The sequence below is a fragment of the Streptomyces sp. NPDC102258 genome (assembly GCF_055584685.1).
Window position 1 is genome coordinate 445,684 of sequence record NZ_JBVJLO010000004.1, and the last position, 21,678, is coordinate 467,361.

Consider the following 21,678-nt stretch of genomic DNA (forward strand, 5'->3'; position numbering starts at 1 on the left):
ACGGCCTTACCCCATCCTACGTCGGTTGGCGGGAACCGCCTGCCGGGGGGTCTGTCAAGGGGCCGGACGACTGAGCGGGGCCGGGTGTGGAGAGGGGTGTCCCGGCCTCGGGACGAGCCTTGATTCATGCGGGTCAACGGGCATGCACGACCCTGCCCGCCGGAGTTCCGGCGGGCAAGGGACTTGAGTCACTTCTGAGGTAGTGACCCGCGGGTCAACCTGACAGGAACCGCTTTTTCACCACTTGTTCTCCGCGGCTACTTCTTCTTCTCGTCCTTCGCGGGGGCCGGCTTCTTCCAGCCGATGTCCTGGTACCGGGGGGCTCCCAGGCCGAAGGCGCCCGCGTTGGCCAGGGACGGCTTCACGGCGACGAGCTCCGGGCGCTGGTAGAGCGGGATGGAGCCGGCGGCGGCCCAGATCCGGGCGTCCGCCTTGCGCATCAGTTCGCGGGCCTGCTCCTCGTCGAGCTCGCCGGCCGCCTGGTCGAACAGCTGGTCGATGTGGTCGGTGCCGACCCGGGTGTAGTTCTGTTCGACGACGAGCGAGCCGTCCGCGGCCGGTTCCGGCTTGGCGAAGATGGGCCGGGCGTCGGTGGCCGGGTAGGCCGTCGCGGGCCAGGAGTAGAGCGCCAGGTCGTACTGGCCCGAGGCGATGTGGTCCTTGAAGAAGCTCTCGTCCGCGACCTTCTTCAGCTCGGTGGCGACCCCGATCTTCTGGAGCATCCGGGAGATCCGCTCGCCGACCGTGCGCAGCGCCTCCGAGCCGGGGCCGGCCGGCAGGACGAAGCGCAGGGTCAGCGGCTTGCCGTCCTTGGCGAGGACGGCGCCGGAGGTGTGGCCGGTCTGCTGAACGGGGGCCGGGGCCGGGGTGGCGCGGGCCGGTTCCTTGTCGTCCTCGGCGCCCTCCTCGGTCCGCTCGCCGTCCGCCGCCGCGGCGGCGCGCTTGCCGTCGTCGACGGCCCGGGCCTGGGCCAGCAGGGCGTCCTCCTGCTGGGCGGCGAGGGAGCCGGGGGCCAGCGCCGGGGAGAGGCGCCCGGGGCGGGCCCCCGGGGCGAGGGCGTCGGCGATCTCCCCGTCGAAGCCGTGCGCGGGGCCCTCGGGCAGACCGGCGGCGAGGTGCGCGCCGGGCATGCCGGGCATGCCGTGGGCGCCGTGGACTGCGGCGGCGGGGTCCGCGTTGCGGCCGTCCTCCTGGCCGACGATGTAGAGGCCGTCATTGCCGGTGCCGGGGCCCGAGGGCGTCTTCGAGTCGTCCTTCCCGGTGCTCCCGTCGCTTTCCGAACCCGCCTTGGCGCCCGCCGGCTCGGTGATCTTGCCGTTCCGGCGCCAGCCCGCGTCCGCGAGGAGGGCCTGCGCCGCCTGGGTGTCGAGGCCGCCGAGCGCGTCGCTGTTGTCCGCGTACGCCTGCTGCCCGGCCAGCGCCAGGTGGCTGCCGACCGGCTGCGCGGGCAGGCCGAGCGGCTTCAGTACGATCTCCGCCAGCTCCTTGCGGTCCAGGGCCCGGGCCACCGCCCGGCGGACCCGCTCGTCGGAGAGCGGACCGGAGGCGCCGTTCATGGCCAGCTGCGTGTACGCCGGCTCCAGCGACTTGCGGACGGTGAAGCCCCGCAGCGCCGCCTGCTCGTCGGCGTACTTCTTCACGGCTTCCGCGTTCTTCTCGCGCCGCTCCTGCTCCTCCCTGGCCTTCGTCTCGTCGGGGCCGTGGGCCAGCGCCCAGGAGAGGGTGGCCTGCGCGGGGGTGACGTCGGCGCCGGGGCCGTGCGCCCCCTGGACCCGGCCGGCGTCGCGCTGGGCGAGGGCGATGCGGTCGGCGCCCGTACGGTCGATCTCCGCCAGGTCGACCCGGCCCGCGGCCAGCGCGGCCGGGCGGTCCGCGCGGGGCACCGCCGTCAGGACGAGGGTGTCGAGCTTCGCGGCCCGGCCCCACCAGCGGGGGTTGCGCGTCAGGGCCGCCGTACCGGCCGACTTGTCCAGGGCGCCGAGGCCGAAGGGGCCGGCGGTGGCCTTGAGGGCGGCGCGGGCGCCCTCGTTGAAGCCTTCCGGGGTGCCCATGACCTGCTTCGGGTAGAGCGGGCTGAACAGCGAGCGCCAGTCGGCGTACGGCTTGGCGAAGGTGACCTTGACCTCCAGGTCGTTCTTGCCGCGCTCGATCTTCTCGATCCGGTCGTACCCGGCGTTGCGGGCCGTCCAGTACGCCGAGTCCTTGCCGTTCAGGGCCCGCCACTGGGCGACGAAGTCGGGGGCGCCGATCTCGCGGCCGTCGCTCCACACCGCCTTCTGGTTCAGCTTGTACAGCACGACCTGCTTGGGCTCGCGCGCGACGACCTCGGCCTTCTCCAGGTAGTCGGGGTTCGCCACCGGCCGGCCCTTGGCGTCCAGGACGAACAGCTGCGGCAGGACCGCGCCCGCGATGCGGCTGGTGGTGGCGTCCGCGTCGGCCTGGAAGGTGTTCAGCGTCTGCGGGAGGGCGTCGACCGCCCAGCGCAGCACGCCGCCGTCGGCGACGCGGTCGCGGGCCGTCACCGCGATGTCCGGGCCCGCGGCGGCCGGCCCGCCCTCTTCCTCACCCGCCCCGCACCCCGCGAGGAGCGGCAGCGCAAGGACTCCCGAGGTGAGGAGCGCCAAGGACCTGCGCGTTCTCTGGGTCATGGGTGGTACCTCCGGGGCGGGGCGTGAGCCGTGAAAAAGGGATTTCTTGATCACTTTCGGCGGTATATGGAGCTGATCACACTGGTGCCGGTATCCACTGAAATAGACGGCCCCCCGGGCGCCCCGCAGCGGGCCCGCGCCACGCCGCGAACCCCACCCGTGCGGACCAATCCGGCTTGCGCTGCGGCGGGTGTTCCCCCGGAAGGGGGATGGGAGGGGGGCCGGAAGGGGCGCACGGTTCCGGCCCGCGCGCCCGCAATCGCCGCACGTCCCTTCACAACCGGGGACGGGAGGGGCGACACTGCCAGGCGCCCGTGAGCGTTGCCATCGCACCCGCGGAAGTGAGGTCACGTCATGTCCGTTCACGACGAGCTGACGGCCGTACGACGCCATCTGAACGAACTGGTCCGCTCGGTGGAGCGACTGGAGCGGGACATCGCCCGGCAGTCGCCGAGCGCCCCCCGGGCCATCGATCCGGGACCGATGGTCTCCGTCCCGGACACCCCGTACGACAGCTCGCTGTGGACGGACAGCGACGACGAGGGCCTCGGCGCACGCGACCGCCGCGCCCCCTGACGGCACCCGTCGTCTCCGCACTCCCATCGGGCCCGGCCCCCCTCGGCCGGGCCTCCTGGGCCACCCCTCATCACTCCACCCGGAGTCCCCTTTGGCCACAGGCACGGAACCACCCCAGCAGCAGTCGGGCGGGGTCCACGGCCCCTCCCGCGCCGCCATCGCGGCCCGGCACCTGCGCACCGACCGGTGGTGGCTGTCACCCGCCGGCACGGCGGCCGGGCTGCTCGCCTTCATCGCCTACTCGACCTGGCGGGCGTTCGCGAACTCCCACTACTACGCGGCCCCGTACGTCTCGCCGTTCTACTCGCCCTGTCTGGCGGAGAACTGCGCGCCGATGCGCGGCGGCCCCAACCTCGACCTCTTCGGCAGCTGGTGGGGCCTGTCCCCCGCGCTGCTGATCCTCGTCTTCCCGCTCGGCTTCCGGCTGACCTGCTACTACTACCGCAAGGCCTACTACCGGGGCTTCTGGGCCTCCCCGCCGGCCTGCGCCGTCGCCGAGCCGCACAGCGCGTACTCGGGCGAGACCCGGTTCCCGCTGATCCTGCAGAACGCGCACCGGTACTTCTTCTACGCGGCCGTGCCGGTCGCCGCGATCCTGACGTACGACACCGCGCTGACCTTCCGCGACCGGCACTACGCGTGGGGGCACATGGGCCTCGGCACGCTGATCTTCCTCGTCAACATCGTGCTGATCTGGGCCTACACCCTGTCCTGCCACTCCTGCCGGCACATCATCGGGGGCCGGCTGAAGCACTTCTCCAAGCACCCGGTGCGCTACCGCCTGTGGGGCGGGGTGAGCCGGCTCAACGCCCGCCACATGCAGCTGGCCTGGGCCTCCCTGATCAGCGTGGCCGCCTGCGACTTCTACGTGTACCTGCTGGCCAGCGGCACCGTCACCGACCCGAGGATCTTCTGACATGGCACAGGTGGAACGGCAGGAGTGGGACGTGGTCGTGGTCGGCGCGGGCGGCGCCGGCCTGCGGGCCGCGATCGAGGCCCGCGAGCGGGGCGCCCGTACGGCCGTGATCTGCAAGTCCCTCTTCGGCAAGGCCCACACGGTGATGGCCGAGGGCGGGATCGCCGCCTCGATGGGCAACGTCAACGAGCGCGACAACTGGCAGGTGCACTTCCGCGACACCATGCGCGGCGGGAAGTTCCTCAACCAGTGGCGGATGGCCGAACTGCACGCGAAGGAGGCCCCCGACCGGGTCTGGGAGCTGGAGACCTGGGGCGCGCTCTTCGACCGCACGCCCGACGGGCGGATCTCCCAGCGCAACTTCGGCGGGCACGAGTACCCGCGCCTCGCGCACGTCGGCGACCGCACGGGCCTGGAGCTGATCCGCACCCTCCAGCAGAAGATCGTCGCGCTCCAGCAGGAGGACTTCCGGGAGTACGGGGACCACGAGGCCCGGCTCAAGGTCTTCCAGGAGTGCACGGTCACCCGCGTGCTGAAGGACGGCGACCGGGTCGCGGGGGCCTTCTGCTACGAGCGCGAGAGCGGCCGGTTCTTCGTCCTGGGGGCCCCGGCGGTGGTGCTGGCCACCGGCGGCATCGGCAAGTCCTTCAAGACCACCTCCAACTCCTGGGAGTACACCGGCGACGGCCACGCGCTGGCGCTGCTGGCCGGAGCCCCGCTGCTGAACATGGAGTTCGTGCAGTTCCACCCGACCGGCATGGTCTGGCCGCCCTCGGTGAAGGGCATCCTGGTCACCGAGTCGGTGCGCGGCGACGGCGGGGTGCTGCGCAACTCCGAGGGCAAGCGGTTCATGTTCGACTACGTCCCGGACGTCTTCAAGGAGAAGTACGCCGAGTCGGAGGAGGAGGGCGACCGCTGGTACGAGGACCCGGACCACAACCGGCGTCCCCCCGAGCTGCTGCCCCGCGACGAGGTGGCCCGCGCCATCAACTCCGAGGTCAAGGCGGGCCGCGGCTCCCCGCACGGCGGGGTGTTCCTCGACGTGTCGACCCGGATGCCGGCGGAGCGGATCAAGCGGCGGCTGCCCTCGATGTACCACCAGTTCAAGGAGCTGGCGGACGTGGACATCACCGCCGAGCCGATGGAGGTCGGCCCGACCTGCCACTACGTGATGGGCGGGATCGCCGTCGACTCGGACACCGCCGCCACGGTCGGCGTGCCGGGGCTGTTCGCGGCCGGTGAGGTGGCGGGCGGCATGCACGGCTCGAACCGGCTCGGCGGCAACTCCCTCTCCGACCTGCTGGTCTTCGGGCGGCGGGCCGGACTGCACGCGGCGGAGCACGCCGCGGCCGTCGACGTCGCCCGCCCGGTCGTCTCGCCGGAGCTGATCGACGAGGCCGCCGCCGAGGCGCTGGCCCCCTTCCACGCCGCCGAGGGCGCGGAGAACCCGTACACGCTCCACCAGGAACTCCAGACCACCATGAACGACCTGGTCGGGATCATCCGCCGGGAGGGCGAGATGGCCGAGGCCCTGGAGAGGCTGGCCGCCCTGCGCGTGCGGGCCGCCCGGGCCGGGGTCGAGGGGCACCGGCAGTTCAACCCGGGCTGGCACCTGGCGCTGGACCTGCGGAACATGCTGCTGGTCAGCGAGTGCGTGGCGCGCGCCGCCCTGGAGCGCACCGAGAGCCGGGGCGGGCACACCCGTGAGGACTGCCCGGCGATGGAGCGCGCGTGGCGGCCGGTGAACCTGCTGTGCCGGCCGGTCGAACCGGCCCCCGCCGATCCGGCGGCCGGCCGGATCGTCCTCGTACGCACCCGGACCGATCCCATCCGCCCGGACCTGCTCGCCCTGTTCGAGAAGGAAGAGCTGGCGAAGTACCTCGCCGAAGAGGAGATGTACGAGTGACGAGCTACGACGCACGCTTCCGGGTCTGGCGGGGTGACGCCGGGGGCGGGGAACTGCTGGACTTCACCGTCGAGGTGAACGACGGTGAGGTGGTCCTGGACATCGTGCACCGGCTCCAGGCGACCCAGGCCTCCGACCTCGCGGTGCGCTGGAACTGCAAGGCGGGCAAGTGCGGTTCGTGCAGCGCGGAGGTCAACGGGCGGCCCCGGCTGATGTGCATGACGCGGATGTCGGTCTTCGCACCGGACGAGACGGTCACGATCACCCCGCTGCGGGCCTTCCCGGTGGTCCGGGACCTGGTGACGGACGTGTCCTTCAACTACGCGAAGGCGCGGGAGGTGCCGGCGTTCGTAGCGCCGGAGGGGCTGGCGGCGGGCGAGTACCGGATGCGCCAGGAGGACGTGGAGCGCTCGCAGGAGTTCCGCAAGTGCATCGAGTGCTTCCTGTGCCAGGACACCTGTCACGTGGTGCGCGACCACGAGGAGAACAAGGGCGCCTTCGCCGGTCCGCGCTTCCTGATGCGGGTCGCGGAGCTGGACATGCATCCGCTGGACGCGGCCGCCGAAGCGGGCCTGGACCGCAAGCGCACGGCCCAGGAGGAGCACGGGCTGGGCCTGTGCAACATCACCAAGTGCTGTACGGAGGTCTGCCCGGAGGGCATCAAGATCACCGACAACGCCCTGATCCCGCTGAAGGAGCGGGCCGTGGACCGCAAGTACGACCCGCTGGTGTGGCTGGGCAGCAGGATCCGCCGCCGTTCCGACCTCCGGTAGTCGCCTTCGCGGTACACAATGCCCCCTGGTGACCGTCGAGTGACGTGACGTCAGGGGGCTTCGCGGTGCGGGTGGGGGATCGACTGGCGGACCGGTACCGGCTGGACCGCCGGCTCGGGGTGGGCGGCATGGGCGAGGTGTGGCGCGGCCACGACCTCGCCCTGGACCGCGCGGTGGCCGTGAAGGTGCTGCTGGACGCCGTGACGAACGAGGAGGTGGTCGCCCGGTTCCGGCGGGAGGCCACCATCGGGGCGCGGCTCCAGCATCCGGGCATCACCGTCGTGCACGACGTGGGGCGGCACGAGGGGCGGCTGTTCATCGTGATGGAGCTGCTGTCCGGCGAGGACCTGGCGGCGGTGCTGGAACGCGAGCGGGGCGGACTGCCGCCGGAGGTCGCCGTGGAGCTGGCCGCGCAGACCGCCGAGGCGCTGGCCGCCGCGCACGAGCGGTTCGTGGTGCACCGGGACCTCAAGCCGGGCAACCTCTTCCTGCTGCCCGGCGGGCGCCTGAAGATCTGCGACTTCGGCATCGCGCACTCCGCCGACGCGACGGCCGGCTGGACGGTCACGGGGCGGGCGTTCGGCACCCCGCCGTACATGGCGCCGGAGCAGTGGCGGGGCGAGCACGTGGACGCCCGGTGCGATCTGTACGCGCTGGGGTGCGTGCTGTACGCCCTGCTGAGCGGGGCGCCGCCGTTCGGCTCGGCCGAGCCCCTGTACGCGCTGATGCGGCGGCACATCGAGGACGCCCCGCTGCCGCTGCGCGAGGCGGGCGTGCCGGTGTCGCCGGCCCTGAACCGGCTGGTGCTGACCCTCCTGGCGAAGTCCCCGGCGGACCGCCCCCAGTCGGCCCACACGGTCGCCGCGACCCTGCGGGGGCTGCCGGAGGCCGGGGGGGCGGGGGTACGGGGGGCCGCCGGGGCGGGAGCCGGAGGGGCGGGGGTTGGCGTACGGGGGGCCGCCGGGGCGGAGGCCGGAGGGGTGGAGGCCGGAGGGGTGGAGGCCGGAGGGGTGGAGGCCGGAGGGGTGGAGGCCGCCGACGCGGAGGCTGACGTATGGAGACCCGCGGGGCCGGAGGCCGCCGACGCGGAGGCTGACATATGGGGACCCGCCGGACCGGGGGATGGCGTACGGGTGCCTGACGGGGCGGGCACCGGGAGGTGGGTGACCGCCGACGCGGGCTCCGGCGTGCAGGTGCTCGCCGAGCCGGCAGCCGGCGTACAGGTATCTGCCGGGGCGGGAGCCGGAGGGCGGGGGGCCGCCGATGCCGGAACCGACGTACGGGAGCCCGCCCAGCCGGGAACAGGCGTACGGGTGCCTGCCGCGGCGGAGGCCGGAGGGTGGGTCGCCACCGATACCGGAAACGACGTACGGGGGCCCGCCGAACCGGGAGCCGACGTACGGGTACCTGCCGCGGCGGAGGCCGGGGGGCGGGGGGCCGCCGATGCCGAAAACGACGTACGGGGGGCCGTCGAACCGGGAACAGGCGTACGGGCTGAGGCGGGAGGGCGGGTCACCGTCGACGCGGGAGCCGGTGTACCGGTCGCCGCCGACGCGGGGGTTGGCGTACCGGGGCCCGCCGACGCGGGGGGCCGCGTACCGGCGCCCGGCTCGGTGGGAGCCGTCGTGCCGATGGACGGCGGGGGCACTGCCGCCGGGGCGCGGGAGTTCGTGGGTGGGCTGGTGCGGGAGGTCGAGGAGGGGCTGCGGGAGGGGCCGGTTTCGTGGGCGGACCGCGTCGAGGTGCTGGCCGTCGCCGCCGATGCCGCGGCCCGCTTCGACGCCGCCCTCGCGCACCGGCTGCTCGCCGACGCCGAACGCGCCGCCCTGGCCGAGGGCGACGGCGCCCGGGTGGCCCGGCTGCTCACCGGGCTGGCCAAGGACACCGCCCCGCACGCCCCGGCGCGGGCCGTCCGGCTGCTGACCGACGCCCGCCAGGCCCTGTTCACCGTGCCGGCCCCCGACCGCCGGGAGCCGCTGCGCGCGGTGGCGGAGGAGCTGGCCCGGCTCGTCCCCGAGCAGGCCGCCCAGCTGATCCGTCACCACTTCGCCCACAGCCCGGCCGGCAACCGGCTCCGGGACCTGGTCGCGACGGCCGTGGCGGCGGCCCGCCCCGAGGAGGCCGAGCGGCAGCTGACCCGGATCGCGGATCCGGGAGCCCGCGCGACCGCCACGTACGACATGGTGCTGGCCGTCGCCCCCCACGACCTGGACAGCGCGCTGGGGTTGAGCGAGCGGATCGGCTCCGCCGGGGCCCGGCTGCTGGTGCTCTGCCAGCTGGCGCAGGACCGCGCCGCGGCCGGGGACGCGGCGGGCGGGGCCCGGGCCCTGGAACAGGCCGAGGCGGAACTCCCCGAGGTACTGGAGGAACGGGCCGCCTGGCTGCGCGAGGAGGCGGCCCGGCAGGACGCGCGGGGCCGCCCCGGGGAGCCCGAGGCGCGGCGGCTGCGCGACCGGGCCTTCGCCCTGCTGGGGCGCCGCCCCGAGGCGGCGGGCGACGAGAAGGCCGACCACGCCCTGGCCGCCCTCGCCGCCGCCCGGGACCGGGTGGAGCAGGGCACCCGGCCCGCGCTGGACCCCGTACGGGCCCGCAAGCGCGCCGAACGGGCCCGGCAACTGCCCGACGCGGCGGACCGGGCACGGGCGCTGGCCCGGATCGCCCGGGACTGCGCGGCCACGGCGGCCACGCCCTGGCTGCCCGCAATCACGACGGACCCGGGCACCACGCCCCGGCCGGCCGGGGTCGCGGCGGACCCGGGCACCGCGCCGGCCCGCCGGACGGCCCCGCACCAGCCGGACGCCGCCGACGGCGCGGGGGACGGACCCCGTCGGCGGAACCCGGACCGCGCGGCGGCGGGGGCCCCGCACCGCGCCCCCGGGCCACGCCCCCCGGCCGGGGACGGGCGCCGGTGGCGGGCGGCGGTGCGCCCGGACGCCCTGCGCCCCGCCGGGGACGCCGTGGTGTGGCGGGCGGCGGCCGAGGTGGGCTGCGTACGGGCCGACACCGGGACGCCCCTGTGGAGCGCCTTCGCCGACGAGGGCGTTCCGGCGGCCCCGCTCGCCGGAGGGGTCACCGTGGACTGCGCGGCCGACGCCGCGACGGTGTACGTGAGCGTGACGCGCTACGAGCCGCCCGGCGCGCGGCTGCTGGCGCGCGAGCCGCACGACGGCCGGGTGCGCTGGTGGCGTGACCTGCCGGCGGCCCCCCGGCTGCACCCGGCCGGGGATCTCGTCCTGGCCGCCGTGCCCGGCCGGCTGACGGCGCTGCGCGCGGACGGCGGCGAAGAGGCGTGGGCCCGGCCGCTGGACGGCCGCCCCGGGGACCCCCGGGATCCCGCCTGGTCCCTCACGGTGGCGGCCGGCCGGCTGGTGCTCGCGGACGCGGCGGGCCGCCGGGGGCTGCGCCTGCGTGACGGGGAGCCGCTGTGGGCCTGGGCGCGCACCGGCGACCGCTTCACCGCCCGGGGCGGTCCGGGCGTGGCGGGCCCCGGCAGCGGCCTGGTGCACCTGCTCGACGGGACGACCGTACGGGCGGTGCGCGGCGGCACCGGCGAGGGGGTCTGGCAGTTCGAGGCGGGCGACCCGGCGCCCCGGCCGCTGGTCGAGGGCGGCGCCGTGTACGCGGCCGGGTACCGCCGCGAGCAGGGCGTCCATGTCGTGTACGCGCTGGACGCGCGCGGCGGGGCGGTGCTCTGGGAGCAGCCGGTGGTACGGCGCGACGGCCCGGACCACCCCCTCAACCTCCTCGGCATCCGTTCCGGGGTGCTGTACGTCCGCGCCCCCCGGGGCGGCCGGCGCGGTCTGCTGCGCAAGGCGGTGGAGCCGTTCGTGGCGGCCCTGGACGTCACGACGGGCCGGGTGCGCCGCCTCTGGGAGGAGCCGGCCCTGGCGTCGGGCGACGTCCTCCTGTCCGGGGACTCGCTGCTGCTCTCGCACCCCGCACTGGCGGCCCACCCCTTCCCCTGACGCCCGGCAGCCACCCCGGCGGTCCGGGTGCGGGGGGACGAACCGGGTCATACGCTCCCCCTGTGTATCCGCCGAGAAGCGAGACCACCCCAGCGGGCCCGCCCGCGCGCGGCGCACTGGCGGTCGCCGCCGTGCTGCTGGTGCTCGGCGGGTGGGGCGGGGTGGTGGCGCCGCCCGCGCGGGCCGAGGATCCCGTCACGCTGTCCCGGCAGGGGCAGATCACCGACCGGGTGGGGGCCCTGGGCGACCGCAGGGCCGCCGTCGCCGCCGCGCTGGACAAGCTGTACGCCGAGCGCCGGATCCAGCTGTTCGTCACGTACGTACGCGACTTCTCCGGCCGTTCCGCCCAGAGCTGGGCGGACGCCACCGCGCAGAAGAACGGCCTCGGCCGGGACGACGTCCTGCTGGCGGTGGCGACCGGGGCCCGCCAGTACGCCTATTCGGCCGATGTGGACTCCGGCTTCACCGAGGAGCAGCTCGCGACGGTCGTCCGTACCGCCGTCGAGCCCGCCCTGCGGCAGCACGACTGGGCGGGCGCGGCGATCGGCGCGGCCGACGGCTACGGCGCGGTACTGGGCGGGCGGCCAGTCCCCACCCCCGCCCTCACCCCCGGCGAACCAGACCCCGGCGGCGGGGCGGGCGGCGGGAGCGGGGCCGGGGACTTCGTGCTGCCGGTGGTCGCCGTCGGCGCGGCCGGGGCGCTCGGGGCGTACGCGTACACCCGCCGCAGGCGTGGACCGGGCGGCGGGCGCGGTACGGCGACCGCCCACGCGGGCTGGGACGGGCGGAAGGCCGGGCCGGCGCCACTGCCGGAGCTGGACGCGCGGGCCAAGGCCCTGCTGGTGGAGACCGACGACGCGGTCCGCACCAGTACGGAGGAACTCGGCTTCGCCACCGCCCAGTTCGGGGACGAGGCCGCCGCCCCGTTCACGGCGGCCCTGGCGTACGCCCAGGACGAGCTCACCCAGGCCTTCCGGCTGCGCCGGCGGCTGGACGACGCCTACCCCGAGGACGACGCGGCCCGGCGCCGGATGCTGGAGGAGATCGTGGCCCGCTGCACGGAGGCGAACCGGCGGCTGGACGCCGAGTCGGCCGGCTTCGACCGGCTGCGGGACCTGGAGAAGAACGCCCCGGCGGCCCTGGCCGCGGTGGAGGCCCGCTTCCGGGCGCTGACCGGCCGCACGACGACGGCGCGAGCCACCTTGACGGCGCTGGCCGGCCGGTACGCGGACTCCGCCCCCGTCGCCTCCCACGCCGAACAGGCCGAGGACCGGCTGCTGTTCGCCACCACCCAGCTCGGCGAGGCCCACCAGGCGATCGACGCCGGGGAGGCGGGCAAGGGGGCCGTGCACATCCGGGCCGCGGAGGGCGCGGTGGACCAGGCGGCGACCCTGGTCGAGGCGGTGGAGCGGCGGGCCCGGGAACTGGCCGAGGCCGCCGGGAAACTGCCGGCCGCCCTCAAGGCGCGCGGGACGGGCGGAGCGGGTGGAGCGGGCGGAGCGGGCGGACCGGGTGGACCGGGTGGAGCGGGTGGACCGGGTGGAGCGGGCGGAGCGGGCGGAGCGGGCGGTTCCGGCCACGTCGCGTAATGCCGGGCCGCCCGCGCGCGGTCAGCCGTACATGCTCAGCAGCTGCTCCGCCGAGAGTTCCGTGACCACCTCGCCGGGGGCGCCCGGCATCGGCAGCGGCAGCTCGAACCAGACGGTCTTGCCCCGGTGCGTACGGCGGGTGCCCCAGCCGGCGGAGAGCAGGCCGACCAGCTGGAGGCCGCGGCCGCCCTCGTCGGTGTCCCGGGCGCGGCGGCGCCGGGGCTGGGCCAGGTTCGCGTCCCACACCTCGCACACCAGGGTCCGGTCCAGCAGCAGCCGGAGCCGGATCTCGCCCTCCCCGTACCGCAGGGCGTTCGTGACCAGCTCGCTGACCAGCAGTTCCGTGGTGTCGAGCAGCCCCTCCAGACCCCACGCGGGCAGCTTCGTCCGGGCCAGTTCGCGGGCCCGGCCCACCGAGCGGGCCTCGCGCGGGAGCTGCCAGTCGCCGACGGCGTCCACGGGCAGCCCCTGCACCCGGGCCATGAGCAGGGCGATGTCGTCCTCCCCGTGCCGGGTGTGAAGGGTGTTCAGCACGTGGTCGCAGACCTCCTCCAGCGGGCGCCCCGGATCGGCGACGGCCTGCCGCAGCCCGCGCAGCCCCTCCTCCAACGGGTGGTCGCGGGACTCCACGAGCCCGTCGGTGTACAGGGCGAGCAGCGCACCCTCGGGAAGTTCCACCTCGACCTCCTCGAAGGGTTCGCCGCCCACCCCGAGCGGCATCCCGGTCGGGATCTCCAGCAGCAGGCCGGGGGGCGGCTGCCCGCCCTCCTCGGCCGGTTCGACCAGCACGGGCGGCATGTGGCCCGCGTTGGCGATGGTGCAGCGCCGGGTCACCGGGTCGTAGACGGCGTACACACAGGTGGCGAGGTACACCTCGGAGCGGTCGGCGTCGCGCGAGTGCAGCGCCGCCCGCGAGGCCTGCTGGGAGCCGCCGGGCGCCCCGAGGCCGCGGGCGACCTCGTCGAGGGCGCTGAGCACCTCGGCCGGTTCCAGGTCCAGCAGCGCCAGGGTCCGTACTGCGGTACGCAGTTCGCCCATGGCGACGGCGGCCCGGAGCCCGCGGCCCATGACGTCGCCGACGACCAGGGCCGTGCGGTGGCCGGGCAGTTCGATGACGTCGAACCAGTCCCCGCCGACCTCGGTGGCCGCGTTGCCCGGCAGGTAGCGGCAGGCGATGTCGAGCCCGGCCGCCTCGGGGTCGCCGGGGGGCAGCAGGCTGCGTTGCAGGATCAGGGCCCGCTCGTGTTCGCGCCGGTAGAGGCGGGCGTTGTCGATGCAGACGGCCGCGCGCGCGGCGAGCTCCACGGCGACGGCCCGGTCGCGTTCGCCGAAGGGCTCGCTGCCCTTCGTACGGGAGAACTGGGCCAGGCCCAGCACCGTGTCGTGGGCGACCATCGGCACGATCAGCGTGGACTGCACCAGGTCGTCCGGCGCCGGCGCCTCCACCAGCCGGGTCCGCGCCGTGCGCAGGGCCAGCGCCCCGGGCGAGGCGGCCGGATACCGATGGGTCTCGCCCACGGAGACCAGCGCGCCGGGCCCCGACAGCGGGGCGTCGGACACGGCCGAGGCGAAGGCCACCCGGCGCAGCGGCGCGGACGGGGCGCGCCCGGCGCCCTGCCCTGGCAGCGAGGGGAGTCCGGCGCCCTGCGGCCGGGCGAGCCGGTCGTCGTCGCCGAGGAGGAGCCCCTGGTAGAGGTCGACGGCGGCCAGGTCGCAGAAGCCGGGGACGGTGACGTCGAGGAGTTCGCGGGCGGTGGTCTCCAGGTCGAGGGAGGTCCCGATCCGGTGCCCGGCCTCGTTGAGCAGGGCCAGGTTGCGCCGGACCCCGGCGGCCTCGCGGGCGGCGAGGTGGCGGCGGGTGACGTCGGTGCCGAGCCCGGCGATACCGATCGGACGGCCGGTGCCGTCGTGCACGCGGTAGAGGTTGATCGACCAGTGCCGGTCCTCGCGGCTGCCCGGGGCCGCGCCGGTGATCCGCAGGTCGGTGACGGATTCGCCGGTCTCCAGGACCCGGCGCAGCGCTTCGGACATCTTGTCGGCCTCGTGCGCCGGAAGGTAGTCGTGCACGGTCCGGCCGCGGTGTTCCTCCGCCGCGCCGCCGAAGACGGTCGCGAAGCGGCGGTTGGCGCGCCGCACGGTCAGGTCCGTACCGAAGAGCAGGAAGCCGAAGGGGGATTGGCCGAATATCGCCTGCGAGGCGGCGAGGTCGGACTCGATGCGCCGCAGTGCGCGCACGTCGACGACGACACAGAGCGCGGCCCGCTCGGCGGTCTCGGTCCTGGTCGGCATCACATAGATCTCGGCCACGCCGTGGGCCCCGCCCCCGCCGGGGATCCGGAAGGGGATCAGGCCCGTCCATTCCTTGCCGTCGAGGATCTCGGCGACCTTGCGGTGTCCCCCGGCGCGCAGCTCGGGCGGCATGAAGGCGTCGACCGGGTCACGCCCCACGGCCTGGGCCGCGGTGAGCCCGAACAGCTCCTCCGCGCGCAGGCTCCACTGGTCGACGAGCCCGTCCGGGCCGATCGAGAACGAAGCGACCTTTATGTAGTCATATATCGAGCCAGGCGGGCTGCTGTGCCACAAGGAATCGTGCCATGTCTCCTCGGGCGCATGGGCCCGTTGTGCCTGCGCAGGTATCTCGCTCACGCGACCGTCCCCTCCAGCTCACCGCAACCGGACCGGCCATGACCGAAGTATTCAGCACCACGGCCCGGTACGGCACGGCGTTCACGATCACAAAAGGGTCCCGTTGTTTTCCGGCCACGCCCGACGGTCTCCACCGGACGCCTTCCGGGAGACCCCCTTGCCACCCTTCCCCTTGTTACTCACCAGGAAGAGCCAACTCGAACCACACGGTCTTGCCCGACTTCCCGTGCCGGGTCCCCCAGCGCTGCGCCGAGACGGCGACGAGATGCAGCCCGCGTCCGCCCTCGTCATCCGGTGTGGCGATCCGTTCGCGGGGCGGATCCGGAAGCGGATCGGAGACCTCCACCAGCAGGGCCGGGCCGCCCGCCGCGTCCTCGCCGGCCGGGCCGCGCCGGACCAGACGCACCCCGATCGGACCGGACGCGTACCGCAGGGAGTTGGTGACCAGCTCACTGACCAGCAGGACCGTCACGTCACCGACGGAGTCGAGGCCCCAGGAGAGCAGGGTTCCGCGCACGGCGTGGCGGGCGGTGCGGACGGCACCGGGCTCGGCGGGGAAGGCCCACTCGGCGCATTCACCGTCTGTGTCGATCACGCCGATCACTTCCCGGGCCACCAGCGACCCCTGTCAGGTTCGTCGGGGACGAAAGGGGGACGAGATAGGGACTAATAGCGACATACCCCTTATATGAGGCGTCGTACCACCCGATTCCGACCGATCCCCCACGGACCGGCGCACTGTGGCGCAGACGGCCTACAGCGTGCGCTTCATGCGCCCCGGTGTGCCCCGTCCCGCAGCCGGCGGCCCGCTTCCGCCACGGCCGGGCGGTCCTGGTCGAGCCAGTCCACCGAGTCCAGCTCGTGCGGCCCGAGCCAGCGCAGCTCGTCGTGGTCCTCCAGCGGCGCGGGCTCTCCCGAGATCAGCCGCGCGGTCCACACGTGCAGGACGAGACCCGGCCGCACCGGCCACTCCCCGGGGATCCGCTCGACCGCCTCCGCCTCGATGCCGAGCTCCTCGCGCAGTTCGCGCACGAGCGCCTCGGGTACGGTCTCGCCCGGTTCGGCCTTGCCGCCCGGGAGTTCCCACCGGCCGGCCACCTCGGGGGGCGCACTGCGCCGGGCGGCCAGCAGCCGCCCGTCATGACAAAGGGCTCCGCCCACCACCACTCGTACGGTCATGGGCGGAGCCTATGCCAGGGCCCGACGTCAGTTCGTCGTGGCGGTCTGGCTGCCCTGTTCGATCCGCTCGACCCAGTACAGCTGCTTGTGCCCGCGGTCTTCGAGGCTGTCGGCCACCTTCTGGGCCTCGGCCCGGGTGGGGTACCGGCCCACCCGGTAGCGGTTGCCGTTGTCGTCCTGACGTATGACCAGCCATGGGAGCAGGGCACCGCTGTCGTTCATCGCGCTCCACCCTCCGCCGGTGTACCTGCCCGGGAAACCCCATTGCGCATATGCCGGAGCTTACGCCCGACCTTTACTGAGCGGATACGGTTTTTCACGAAGAGGTACCTGGGGGGCGTACGCATCCGGCCAGGCGTACGAAAAGGCCGCGCACGCCGGTGCGGAGGGGGCGCGCGAAGGGCGGCCGGACCTGCGCGGGGTGCCTCGCAGGGGCGCTCCGAGAAAGGGCGGCGGGAGCCGCCGCCGAAGCCGGCGAGCCCGAAGAAGCCGAGGAACGGGACGCCGCGCGCGGTCACCATTGCGCCGAAACCCATCGGGTCGCCGGCGCCCCCACCGCACCGGCACCGCACCAACTCGGCTCAGGGCACTCCTCGTTCCGGCCCTGATGGCCGACACGCCGCTTCACCGCACGGCGACGGCGCCCCGACTGACTGGGGTCACCGGACCGGGGTCACCGGACCGGGAGGTGGTACGTGAGGCGGTAGCGGTCGGCCGGGACGACCACGTCGGCCGTTTCGACGGCCCGGCCCGAGGCGAAGTACGTACGGCTCACCACCAGGACCACGTGCCCCGGGACGCCGCCGAGCGTCATGATCTCCTCCGCCAGCCCCGGCCGCGCACCGACCTCCTCGACCACGTTGTCCACGACCACGTCGATCGCCGCCATCCGCTCCACCACGCCGGAGCCGCCCAACGGCCCCTCCTCCGGCAGCATCACCGGGGTCCGGCCGGTCACGGCGAGCGGCTCCCAGGAGGTGGACAGCATCATCGCCTCGCCCGCGTCCCGGAAGACGTACCGGGTGCGCATGACCCGGTCCCCCGGCTCGATGCCCAGCCGCTGCGCGATCTCCGCCGGGGCCCCCGTCTGCTCGCTGGCGGACTCCCACGTCCCCCGCGCGCCGGACTCCGCCTGCTCCTGGCGGAACGGCGTCGACGCCCCGCCCGAGCGGTAGCCGGAGCGCGCGACCCGCCGGGGCACCGGCTGTTCGCGTACGTACGTACCGGATCCGGAGCGGCCCTCGACCAGGCCCTCGGCCATGAGGACCTTGCGGGCCTCCAGCGCCACGGTGTCCGAGACCCCGTACTCCTCGCGGATCCGGGCCTGGGAGGGAAGCCGGGCGTGCGGGGGCAGGGACCCATCGACGATCTTCCGTCGCAGATCCCCGGCGACGCGCAGATAGGCCGGCTGCTCACCGAAAGTCACGGGCCACTCCCATCAGGTTGACAGACAGCTACACCCTGGCAACCCACGGTTGAAGTGCGCAAGCACGGGCCAGAGTTTCACTCGAAGTGATGAAGCCTGGTCCTCAAACCCGTTACCGCCCGTTACCGACGGGACCTCCCGCCGCCTCCCCGTCATACGGGCGGAGGCGACCGCCGATGCGATCGCCCCCGCCGGTGCGGGCGGAGTCCTCCGGTCCGCCCAGATCAGCTCAGATCAGTTCAGCTCAGCTCAGAACTGCAGCGCCCACGCGTCGATCTTGCCGGTGTCCGCACTGGCGAGGTCGGCCACGCGCAGCTTCCAGACGCCGTTGGCCACCTCGGCGGAGGCGTTCACCGTGAAGCTCTGGACGATGTCGTCGGCGCTGCCGCCGGTGCGGTTGCGCAGGTTGTAGACGGTGCCGTCGGGGGCGACGAGGTCGACCTTCAGGTCACCGACGTAGGTGTGCTTGATGTCGACCGGCACGCTCAGCGTCGCCGGGGCGTTGCCGGAGATCCCGCTGACGGTGATCGGCGACTCGACGGTGGCGTTGTCGTTGATCGCATAGTCGGCGGTGTTCTCGAAGCGGGTGCCCGGGTTCGGCGGGGTGGTGCCCGCGCCCACGTTCAGCAGGCGGTTGGGCGAGCCCGTACCGGGGCCGGTGACCACGTTCGGGGTGGCCGCCGCGACCAGGCCGTCGCGGACCTGCGCCGGGGTGCTCGCCGGGTTCTGCGAGAGGTACAGGGCGGCCGCGCCGACGACGTGCGGGGTGGCCATCGAGGTGCCGGAGATGGTGTTCGTCGCGGTGTCGCCGGTGCCCCACGAGGAGGTGATGCTGGAGCCGGGGGCGAAGACGTCCAGGACGGAGCCGTAGTTGGAGTAGCTGGCCTTCGCGTCCGTGTTGGTGGTGGCGCCGACCGTGATGGCCTCGGCCACCCGCGCCGGGGACTTGGACGAGGCGTCGGTGGACTCGTTGCCCGCCGCGACGCCGTAGGTGATGCCGGAGGCGATCGAGTTCCGTACGGCCGTGTCGAGCGCGGAGTCGGCTCCGCCGCCGAGCGACATGTTGGCCACGGCGGGCTTGACCGCGTTGCGGGTCACCCAGTCGATGCCGGCGACGACCTGGGCGGTGGTGCCGGAGCCGTTGTTGTCGAGGACGCGGACGCCGACGATCTTCGCCTTCTTGGCCACGCCGTACGTGGTGCCCGCGACCGTGCCGGCGACGTGCGTGCCGTGGCCGTGGCCGTCCTGCGCGGTGTTGTCGTTGTCGATGGCGTCGTAGCCGTAGGAGGCGCGCCCGCCGAGGTCCTGGTGGGTGATCCGGACGCCGGTGTCGATGATGTACGCCGTCACGCCCTCGCCGGCCTTGTCCGGGTAGGTGTAGCCCTGGTCGAGGGGGAGCGCGCGCTGGTCGATGCGGTCCAGGCCCCAGGACGGCGGGTTCGGCTGGGTGGCGTCGACGGTGAAGACCCGGTTCTGGACGACGGACTTGACGGCCGGGTCCCCGGCGAGCTTCCTGGCCTGCGCCTCGGAGGCCCGTACGGAGTAGCCGTTGAGGGCCGCGCTGTAGGTCCGGTCGATCGTGGCGCCGTGGCGGCGGGCGACGGCCTTGCCGCTGTCCGCGGTGGAACGGGCGGCGGAGTCGTCGAGGGTCACGATGTAGCTGTCGGCGACGGTTCCGGCGGCGCCCGCGTTCTCGATGACTCCCTGCGCGCCGTGGTCGGCCGCCGAGGCGGGTAAGGCGGCGGCCGCGCCGAGCGCGAGGGCCACGACGGCGGTCGCGCCGATGCCGGCGATCTTCCGGCGGGTGTGACGCATCACGGACATGTGAGGGTTCCTCCTCATAGGTGGTGCGCTGCGGGGGGTGGGTGCGGGGGGTCGTGCGGGATCCGCGGGGCCGTGTCCGGGCACCCTGAATTGCATGCTCATGACAATCGGAGCCCAACGGCCCGTCGCCTCCGAAAGGTTGACGCACCTGTGCGGCATCCCACAAGAGGGGTACGGACGCGTAACATCCGTGCCATACAACGGCCATGAACGAGCAAAGGTGGTCAGCACATGACGCACGCACTGCCCGGCTACCTCTGCCCGGAGGACGGTACGCGCGCCGACGTGCGGACCGCCCCCTGGTGCTGCCCCCTCTGCGGCGGCCCCTGGGACCTCGACTTCACCCCGGATCCGGCCACCCCGCTGGAGCCGGCGGCCGGCCCGCACTCCCTGTGGCGGTACGCACGCGCCCTGCCGCTGCCGGGGGCGTTCTCGGTCTCGCTCTCGGAGGGGCACACTCCGCTGGTGCCGCTCACGGAGCGGATTCACGCCAAGCTCGACTACCTGATGCCCACGCTGTCCTTCAAGGACCGGGGCGCGGTGATGCTCGCGGAGCTGGCCCGGCGGCTCGCCCCGGAGCGGGTCGTCGCGGACAGCAGCGGCAACGCGGGGACCGCGGTGGCGGCGTACTGCGCGCGGGCCGGGCTGACGTGTGAAGTTTTCGTGCCCGGCGGGACGTCGGAGAAGAAGACCGAGCAGATGCGGGCGCACGGAGCGACCGTACGGATCGTCCCGGGCGGCCGCGAGGCCGCCGCGGCGGCCGCCCGGGCGGCGGCGGACGCACCCGGCGTCTTCTACGCGAGCCACGTCTTCAACCCGTACTTCCTGCACGGCACGAAGACGTACGTGTACGAGATCTGGGAGGCCCTCGGCGGCCGGCTCCCCGAGGCCCTCGTCGTGCCGGTCGGCAACGGCACCCTGCTGCTCGGTGCGGCCCTGGCGGTGGAGGAGCTGGCCCGGCGCGGGGTGCGGGCGCCGGCGCTGATCGCGGTGCAGTCCCGGGCGGTGGCGCCGCTGGCGGACGCGTTCGCGGCGGGGGCGGAGGACGCCGACCCGGTGGAGCAGCTGCCCACCCTGGCGGAGGGCATCGCGATCCCGGCGCCGCCGCGGGCCCGGCAGATCCTGGCGGCCGTACGGAAGTCCGGCGGCACCTTCCTGACGGTCCCGGACGACCGGCTGCGCGCCGCCCAGCGGGACCTGGCCCGGCGCGGCCTCTTCGTGGAGCCGACGGCGGCCGCCTGCTGGGCGGCGGTCGGCCCCGGCGCCCCGGACGACCCCCTCCAGGGCCGCACGGCGGTCCTCCCCCTGTGCGGCGCGGGCGCGAAAACGGGCCTGGCCTGAACCACGGGGGCACCCCCGGCGGCTGGCCGACACCCGGCCACGCCGGCGACGGTCCCGTCCGGCAGGGCGGACAGGGCCGCCTGGTACGGCAGGTCCAGCTGGTCCGCTGGTCCAGCTGGTCCTTGGCAGGCCGGGCAGGCCCGCCTCATGCCCCGCGGGACCGCCTGGTCCGGCGGCCCCGTCGGCCGGGGTTCATGTCGGAAATCCGCCAGACCCCGGGTCGTGCCGTCTGCTGGACTGAGCGCATGACGACGACGCCAGTTGACCTCCACGCCCGGGCCACCGCCTTCGCCCGCCTGCACACCCCCGCCGCGCCCCTCGCGCTCGCCAACGCCTGGGACGTCGCCAGTGCCCGCGTCGTCGAGGCCGCCGGCGCCCCCGCCGTCGCCACCACCAGCGCCGGCGTCGCCTGGTCCCTCGGGTCCCCGGACGGCGACGCCCTCGCCCGCGACCGGGCACTGGACCTGATCACCCGCGTGGCCGGCGCCGTCTCCGTCCCGGTCACCGCCGACATCGAGGGCGGCTTCGGCGCGGACGCCGCCGCCGTCGGGGAGACCGTCACCGGGGTGCTCGCCGCCGGCGCGGTCGGCGTGAACATCGAGGACGGCGACCGTTCCCCCGCCGAGTACGCGGAGCGCCTCGCCGCCGCCCGCGCCGCCGCCTACCTCGCCGCGGGCGCCTCCGGCATCTTCGTCCCCGGCGTCACCGACCCCGCCGTCCTCGCCGAGCTGGCCCAGGGCATCGACGCCCCGCTCAACGTCCTCGCCGGCCCCGGCGCCCCGGCCGTCGCCGAGCTCGGCGCCCTAGGGCCTGTGTGATGTCGTGATCAACTGCTGGGTTCCGCTCTCTTCGCGGGGTGGAATCCGGTAGGACTGGGGTTGTGACACGC

Annotated in this window: 14 protein-coding genes and 1 pseudogene; 8 read left to right on the plus strand and 7 right to left on the minus strand. The window is 74.6% G+C overall.

The window, feature by feature from the left end:
• Positions 1-257 precede the first annotated feature (257 nt).
• Positions 258-2,648 carry an ABC transporter family substrate-binding protein gene (locus ACZ6ZT_RS09975; protein WP_469717253.1) on the minus strand — a complete coding sequence of 797 codons (2,391 nt, stop codon included), beginning with the start codon at positions 2,646-2,648 and terminating at the stop codon, positions 258-260.
• A gap of 354 nt (positions 2,649-3,002) precedes the next feature.
• On the opposite strand from ACZ6ZT_RS09975, the gene ACZ6ZT_RS09980 reads away from it, so the two are divergent.
• The 6 genes from ACZ6ZT_RS09980 (at position 3,003) to ACZ6ZT_RS10005 (ending at position 12,373) form a co-directional block, all read left to right on the plus strand.
• Positions 3,003-3,224, plus strand: a complete 222-nt coding sequence (locus tag ACZ6ZT_RS09980) for a hypothetical protein (RefSeq protein ID WP_469717255.1) — start codon at positions 3,003-3,005, stop codon at positions 3,222-3,224.
• 91 nt (positions 3,225-3,315) lie between these two features.
• Positions 3,316-4,140 carry a hypothetical protein gene (locus tag ACZ6ZT_RS09985; RefSeq protein ID WP_469717257.1) on the plus strand — a complete coding sequence of 275 codons (825 nt, stop codon included), beginning with the start codon at positions 3,316-3,318 and terminating at the stop codon, positions 4,138-4,140.
• 1 nt (position 4,141) lies between these two features.
• Positions 4,142-6,046, plus strand: a complete 1,905-nt coding sequence (locus tag ACZ6ZT_RS09990) for a fumarate reductase/succinate dehydrogenase flavoprotein subunit (RefSeq protein WP_469717259.1) — start codon at positions 4,142-4,144, stop codon at positions 6,044-6,046.
• Positions 6,043-6,819: a succinate dehydrogenase/fumarate reductase iron-sulfur subunit gene (locus ACZ6ZT_RS09995; RefSeq protein ID WP_469717261.1), complete on the plus strand. Its 777-nt coding sequence runs from the start codon at positions 6,043-6,045 to the stop codon at positions 6,817-6,819. The genes ACZ6ZT_RS09990 and ACZ6ZT_RS09995 overlap by 4 nt, the downstream gene beginning before the upstream one ends.
• A 44-nt stretch (positions 6,820-6,863) precedes the next feature.
• Positions 6,864-10,784: a protein kinase domain-containing protein gene (locus tag ACZ6ZT_RS10000; RefSeq protein ID WP_469717263.1), complete on the plus strand. Its 3,921-nt coding sequence runs from the start codon at positions 6,864-6,866 to the stop codon at positions 10,782-10,784.
• A gap of 62 nt (positions 10,785-10,846) precedes the next feature.
• Complete coding sequence (locus ACZ6ZT_RS10005; RefSeq protein WP_469717265.1) at positions 10,847-12,373, plus strand: TPM domain-containing protein; 1,527 nt, start codon at positions 10,847-10,849, stop codon at positions 12,371-12,373.
• A 21-nt stretch (positions 12,374-12,394) separates the two neighbouring features.
• Here the strand turns inward: ACZ6ZT_RS10005 and ACZ6ZT_RS10010 are convergent, their stop codons facing one another.
• From ACZ6ZT_RS10010 to ACZ6ZT_RS10035, 6 genes are all read right to left on the minus strand, one after another.
• Positions 12,395-15,010: a SpoIIE family protein phosphatase gene (locus ACZ6ZT_RS10010; protein ID WP_469717325.1), complete on the minus strand. Its 2,616-nt coding sequence runs from the start codon at positions 15,008-15,010 to the stop codon at positions 12,395-12,397.
• Positions 15,011-15,194: 184 nt separating this feature from the next.
• Positions 15,195-15,623 carry an ATP-binding protein gene (locus ACZ6ZT_RS10015; RefSeq protein WP_469717328.1) on the minus strand — a complete coding sequence of 143 codons (429 nt, stop codon included), beginning with the start codon at positions 15,621-15,623 and terminating at the stop codon, positions 15,195-15,197.
• A gap of 164 nt (positions 15,624-15,787) precedes the next feature.
• On the minus strand, positions 15,788-16,198 hold the full coding sequence (locus tag ACZ6ZT_RS10020; protein WP_469717267.1) for a (deoxy)nucleoside triphosphate pyrophosphohydrolase: 411 nt from the start codon (positions 16,196-16,198) through the stop codon (positions 15,788-15,790).
• Between the two features lie 27 nt (positions 16,199-16,225).
• Positions 16,226-16,420 (minus strand): SPOR domain-containing protein, encoded by a 195-nt coding sequence (locus ACZ6ZT_RS10025; protein ID WP_469717269.1) that lies wholly within the window; start codon positions 16,418-16,420, stop codon positions 16,226-16,228.
• A 451-nt stretch (positions 16,421-16,871) separates the two neighbouring features.
• Positions 16,872-17,624, minus strand: coding sequence for a GntR family transcriptional regulator (locus tag ACZ6ZT_RS10030; RefSeq protein ID WP_469717271.1), 753 nt, complete (start codon positions 17,622-17,624; stop codon positions 16,872-16,874).
• Between the two features lie 249 nt (positions 17,625-17,873).
• Positions 17,874-19,448: a S8 family peptidase gene (locus ACZ6ZT_RS10035; protein WP_469717273.1), complete on the minus strand. Its 1,575-nt coding sequence runs from the start codon at positions 19,446-19,448 to the stop codon at positions 17,874-17,876.
• A gap of 231 nt (positions 19,449-19,679) precedes the next feature.
• Between ACZ6ZT_RS10035 and ACZ6ZT_RS10040 the strand changes: the two genes are divergently transcribed.
• On the plus strand, positions 19,680-20,789 hold the full coding sequence (locus ACZ6ZT_RS10040; RefSeq protein WP_469717274.1) for a pyridoxal-phosphate dependent enzyme: 1,110 nt from the start codon (positions 19,680-19,682) through the stop codon (positions 20,787-20,789).
• A 245-nt stretch (positions 20,790-21,034) separates the two neighbouring features.
• Positions 21,035-21,598, plus strand: a pseudogene (locus tag ACZ6ZT_RS10045) (isocitrate lyase/phosphoenolpyruvate mutase family protein); the annotation flags it as partial.
• Positions 21,599-21,678 lie beyond the last annotated feature (80 nt).

Excerpts from the sequence above, each read along its gene's own strand:
- ACZ6ZT_RS10040 (WP_469717274.1), top strand. The coding sequence starts at position 19,680 with ATGACGCACGCACTGCCCGGCTACCTCTGCCCGGAGGACGGTACGCGC.
- ACZ6ZT_RS09975 (WP_469717253.1), bottom strand. The coding sequence starts at position 2,648 with ATGACCCAGAGAACGCGCAGGTCCTTGGCGCTCCTCACCTCGGGAGTC.
- ACZ6ZT_RS09990 (WP_469717259.1), top strand. The coding sequence starts at position 4,142 with ATGGCACAGGTGGAACGGCAGGAGTGGGACGTGGTCGTGGTCGGCGCG.
- ACZ6ZT_RS10025 (WP_469717269.1), bottom strand. The coding sequence starts at position 16,420 with ATGAACGACAGCGGTGCCCTGCTCCCATGGCTGGTCATACGTCAGGAC.
- ACZ6ZT_RS09980 (WP_469717255.1), top strand. The coding sequence starts at position 3,003 with ATGTCCGTTCACGACGAGCTGACGGCCGTACGACGCCATCTGAACGAA.
- ACZ6ZT_RS10020 (WP_469717267.1), bottom strand. The coding sequence starts at position 16,198 with ATGACCGTACGAGTGGTGGTGGGCGGAGCCCTTTGTCATGACGGGCGG.
- ACZ6ZT_RS10035 (WP_469717273.1), bottom strand. The coding sequence starts at position 19,448 with ATGTCCGTGATGCGTCACACCCGCCGGAAGATCGCCGGCATCGGCGCG.